The organism is Bradyrhizobium sp. WYCCWR15520, from assembly GCF_056174665.1.
The window spans coordinates 1-3,824 of the sequence record NZ_JBWBWM010000114.1 but is presented as its reverse complement, the minus strand read 5'-3'; the positions used below and the strand labels follow the sequence as shown (position 1 = coordinate 3,824).

3 protein-coding genes and 1 pseudogene are annotated in these 3,824 nt (G+C 59.4%); 2 read left to right on the top strand and 2 right to left on the bottom strand.

The genetic code is table 11. The annotated features are described in order from the left end of the window. Window positions 1–95: 95 nt before the first annotated feature. Together AC0QUY_RS42210 and AC0QUY_RS42205 are read right to left on the bottom strand one after the other, a co-directional pair. Complete coding sequence (locus AC0QUY_RS42210) at window positions 96–578, bottom strand: N-methyl-L-tryptophan oxidase family protein (RefSeq protein WP_475391693.1); 483 nt, start codon at window positions 576–578, stop codon at window positions 96–98. A 45-nt stretch (window positions 579–623) separates the two neighbouring features. Further along, entirely contained in the window at window positions 624–1,223 is a 600-nt protein-coding gene (locus tag AC0QUY_RS42205) for an FAD-dependent oxidoreductase (protein WP_161851775.1), read from the bottom strand. 548 nt (window positions 1,224–1,771) lie between these two features. Here AC0QUY_RS42205 and AC0QUY_RS42200 point away from each other — a divergent pair. After that, window positions 1,772–2,365 carry a glycoside hydrolase family 12 protein gene (locus AC0QUY_RS42200; RefSeq protein WP_246738550.1) on the top strand — a complete coding sequence of 198 codons (594 nt, stop codon included), beginning with the start codon at window positions 1,772–1,774 and terminating at the stop codon, window positions 2,363–2,365. 648 nt (window positions 2,366–3,013) lie between these two features. Then, window positions 3,014–3,706, top strand: a pseudogene (locus AC0QUY_RS42195) (transposase); the annotation flags it as partial. Window positions 3,707–3,824 lie beyond the last annotated feature (118 nt).

The following is a 3,824-nucleotide window of genomic DNA, read 5'->3' as shown; positions in this document are numbered from 1 at the left end:
AGTGAATCACAAATCAAGTTTGCAAGGAATCCCGCTCCAAAGGCCCGCTTTCCGGCAAATTCAATTACTGCAAAATGCCGTTTCCGGATTCCAAATCAACGGCTTGGGAATTCTTCACGGACGACGAATTCGTTGCCCTCGTCCGGTCGCAAGTCTGCTCGGAGCGTGTTCGTATAAAGACAGATATCGCGCTCGACGATTGGGCCCGCCGCACCGGGGACCGATTCGGCGAGCGTCAATCCCACAGTCTCCAGTTCTGTGTCGGTTGGCGGCGGGTGCCAGGCGTCTGCCCCCACGACTGGCCCATGGTCGTGCTGCGCAGCCTTTACGCCTCGTCCCTCGAAATCAGGAAAGCCGTATACCAGCCCTTTCTCCCCTTCGACAATAAACGCCGGAAATTCCCCGTAACGCACCAATTCGGGTTTAGCCGGCTTGAACCAACCGACCGTCTGTCGCGTGATCTTTAAATGTCGCGCGAGTCCCGGGAGTAGGCCGGCAATCCATGGTCCTGCAGCGACAATGGCCCTCTCGGCTAAGATTACCTCTTGGGGCGTTGAAATACGGATGCCGGCGGCCACCGGCCGTATTCGGGCCGGAGCCAGAATGATGCGGTGGTCGGCTCCCTAGCGAAACGCGCGGATCGCAGCTTCCGCCAACAGGATCCCGCCGCTTTCCTGGACGACTACATCCCATTCTTCAGGAAGCTGGAACGCCGGAAACGCGGCGTTTGCTTCCGCTCCCGTGGCCAAACCGGAAACGGCCTCCTTGAGTGCGCTGGCTCGGGAGTCGGCCACCATCTTCGATCCTGGAGGTCCTGCTTCGAGTACGCGAGTCGGCATGAGGATTGTCCGACCGCTGGCGGCCTCCAACATCCGCCATCCCTTGAAGGCAGCATCGCTAAGCTCCGTGTAAGTCGCGCTCTCGGAATTGAAGCGTCGGTACACTCGGCATGATCCATGCGATGAGCCGCGAGCCTCGCCCAACACAAGAGGGTCGAAGCCGAGCACGTCGGCCCCACGACGCGCCAGCGAATGGAACGCAGAGCTGCCAATCAGGCCGAGGCCGACGACGGCGATTTCACAAACACGCATCCCCGCTCCCTCTTCCGCCGTCTGGCACGCCCCATTGATCTGCCACGCCGCCGCCCTTCTGAGGACCCCGTACTTGGTGGACAAGCCGCAGCCGCGGCAGGAGCACAACAATCCCTGACACTCGCGCAGCATTCGCAATGCGCCTTGTCAGCCTTTTTCTTGTTATGGGTTTACGACCCGCCCGTGATCCAAACGGAGCGAGGGGCTCTACCAAGTAAGAGCGAGCGGGGCTTGCCCCCTGGGCGAAGTGCCGCTCGCGCCCGCGATCGCCAGCGTCTCGATACCTTAAGTCGTTGAGTTCGTCGCCTGCCAAACCTTGTAGGCTCACTCCAAATTGATTCAGCAAGCTGTGGGCGCGTGAGACGCTGACGCAGCGATAATCGCGCGTCACTCAGAATGCAGATGGCGCCAGGATTGCGCCGGATCATGATCCCGGCGGGCTCGCGATGACCTTCGGGCAAATCCTTCTCGTTGCGCCGCATGCGTGGGTTGGAAAAGGAACGGACAGGCGCGCACCGTGCACTCTCGCGCTAGTCAGCTTCTCGAAAGCCAACCTTCCTAGAATTCGAAGCCGGTCTCTAGATGACGATGCCGCCCACGACTGAACTGGTCACGAACCTAGGGTACCCGCTGGGCCGATCGGCAAGAGGCTTCGTTCCCATAAGAGCAAGGAGAGCATTATGGATTCCAATCGGATAAACGGTGCCGGCTCGCCAGAGTCCCCAATGGGGTACGTCTGCTCACAGGAGCATCATGATCTTTTTAGGCAGGCTGTGAACGACGTCAGGTCATCGGCTGCCGTCCCTGTACCGGCAAAGGTCCCGATTTGGAGTTCGAGCGCTCCGTATGGGAACTTTTCACGCGATGGCTACTCCTGGAACAACGACGTGTGGGGCAGTGGTGCCGGGCCTCAGACCATTTCGGTGTATGGAGCGAACCGGTGGAGCGTGTGGTCAAACCAGCCTGGAACTGGTGGCATCAAGAGCTATCCGCACGAGGCTGTCCATATCGGAAAGCCGCTCAGTGCAATCAACACTTTGAGCTCGACCTTCAATCAGGACGTTCCTAAAAGCGGCGCCTGGGACACCGCCTATGATATTTGGGACAGCTCAAACCAGCATGAGATCATGATCTGGACAAACTACACCGGAAACTCGGACGGTAGCGGCAACGTTAAGCCCATTTCTTATCATTATCGGCAGGATCCCTCCGGGGCGGCGATCCCGGTCTACACTAACGTCGACGTGGGAGGGACGACCCTGGAACGTGTTTGAAGGGAATAATGGTCACAATGTCATCTCGCTCGTGCCCACTTCGAAGAGCAACAGCGGGACAGTGGACATCAAAGGCATCCTAGAGTGGATCAAGTCGAAGGGCTACTTCGGCCCAGGCGGAATGAACTTCAAGTTCAATAACTGGACCGTGACCGCCAAGTGAAGATCCAGTTCTGAGTTCGCCCCGGCTGTTGGATTTGCCCGAACCCGGCGCGGAGAGCGCATCGTCGCGCCGGGGCACACGACCTGGAGCGGATCATGACTCGAAATAAATCAGCCTGTTACCGCCCAAAGCGGAGCATTGTCGCGCGCAGGCGCATCATTGAGAAGCTTGCGGAGTAGATGGGCGCGGACCATGACACGGCGCGTGACCACCTGTGGCATTTCAAGAGCATCACGACCAGCGAAGCACAGACGTCGCGCTGATGGAAACTCGCTCCACCCCGGGGGTGGCGCTGAAGGGATGGAGCGAGCTCGCCAGGTGCAACGTCTAGGAGAGCGTTGCGAGGGGCCAATACCTTTCCGATCCGGGCAGCATTGCGGGGATAAAGAGAAAGCAGAAGTGCATGTCGGATGGCCGGCTGGTGACCTGCCACTGCGTATTTCCTCCAGATCGAGTTAGAGTCCGGCCCGAAGAAGGACGGACAGATGAAGCGAGCAAGGTTCACGGAAGAGCAGATTATCGCTGTGTTGAAGGAGCATGAGGCTGGGGCAAAGACAGCGGACCTGGCTCGCAAGCATGGAATCTCCGAGGCGACGATCTACAATTGGAAGGCCAAATTCGGCGGCATGGATGTGTCTGAGGCCAAGCGGCTGAAGGCGCTGGAAGACGAGAACGCGAAGCTGAAGAAGCTCCTCGCGGAGCAGATGCTTGATGCGGCCGCCCTTCGCGAGCTTCTTTCAAAAAAATGTAGGGCCAGACACCAAGCGCGCTGCGGTCGCGCATCTGCAGGCTGTCATGAGCCTGTCGGAACGGCGGGCCTGTTCGATCGTCAGCGCTGATCGGAAGATGATCCGCTACAGCTCCAGCCGCCCTCCAGACACGGCTCTGCGTGGTCGATTGCGCGATCTCGCCAACGAGCGGCGGCGTTTCGGATACCGCCGGCTGTTCGTCTTGCTGCGGCGGGAGGGCGAACCGTCGGGCACCGTGCGCAAGCGGCGAGCCCGCCGCAAGGCCGCGGGGACAGGGCCCCGATCGTGGTGGAGGCTAAGCCCAATGCCCGCTGGTCGCTGGACTTCGTCCACGACCAGTTCGCTAACGGGCGGCGCTTCCGCATCCTCAACATCGTCGATGACGTGACCAAGGAATGCCTTGGCGCCATTCCGGATACCTCGTCGTCCGTGAAGAATTCCCAAGCCGTTGATTTGGAATCCGGAAACGGCATTTTGCAGTAATTGAATTTGCCGGAAAGCGGGCCTTTGGAGCGGGATTCCTTGCAAACTTGATTTGTGATTCACT